This is a genomic window from Moraxella bovis (assembly GCF_002014975.1).
In the GTDB taxonomy this organism is placed as follows: Bacteria; Pseudomonadota; Gammaproteobacteria; order Pseudomonadales; family Moraxellaceae; genus Moraxella; species Moraxella bovis.
In genome coordinates this window covers 120,657-121,274 of record NZ_MUXV01000002.1, presented here as the reverse complement: position 1 = coordinate 121,274, position 618 = coordinate 120,657, and the positions used below count along the sequence as shown (strand labels likewise).

The following is a 618-nucleotide window of genomic DNA, read 5'->3' as shown; positions in this document are numbered from 1 at the left end:
TCAATGACAGGCACGCCCTATATAGGATAAATTAAAAGAAACTTATGATAACCACGCATTATTATCCGCCCATAGATTTACCGATGATAACTTTGACGGTCAAAGACGGCAGGTTATTGGCGTTAGATTGGTATAACGACAAAACCGCCCAAATCTTTGATAAATTAAATCAGCATGCGGTTTTTATAAAACAGGCGGAGTTAAAAGATATTGATAAAAACCAATCGATTGCCTTGCAAACCACTGCTCAATTAGATGAATATTTTAAAGGCAAGCGTACGGTATTTGAATTACCGCTTGATTTATCACATGGCACCGATTTTCAAATAAAAGTTTGGCAAACGCTTTGTAAAATCCCTTATGGACACACGATAAGTTATAAAAAGCTGGCAAGTATGATAAATAAACCTACCGCACATCGAGCGTGTGCCAACGCCAATGGCAAAAACTTAATCTCGCTCATCGTGCCATGTCATCGTGTGATAGCGTCGGACGGTACGCTGGGTGGGTATACGGGTGGAGTGTCAATTAAGCGAATATTGCTTGATTTGGAGAGTAAGAATTTGATATAAAAACCCAAAAACTTTATAGGGCGTGTCTGCCTTTTATAACACTATT

Annotated in this window: 1 protein-coding gene; it reads left to right on the top strand. The window is 38.8% G+C overall.

Going from position 1 to position 618, the window contains the following annotated elements:
- The first annotated feature begins 44 nt into the window (after positions 1–44).
- Positions 45–572 carry a methylated-DNA--[protein]-cysteine S-methyltransferase gene (locus B0182_RS00750; RefSeq protein WP_078273113.1) on the top strand — a complete coding sequence of 176 codons (528 nt, stop codon included), beginning with the start codon at positions 45–47 and terminating at the stop codon, positions 570–572.
- The last annotated feature ends 46 nt before the right edge of the window (positions 573–618 follow it).

What these genes read in the sequence shown, in the direction of transcription:
- B0182_RS00750 (WP_078273113.1), top strand. Translation starts at nt 45, where the DNA reads ATGATAACCACGCATTATTATCCGCCCATAGATTTACCGATGATAACT.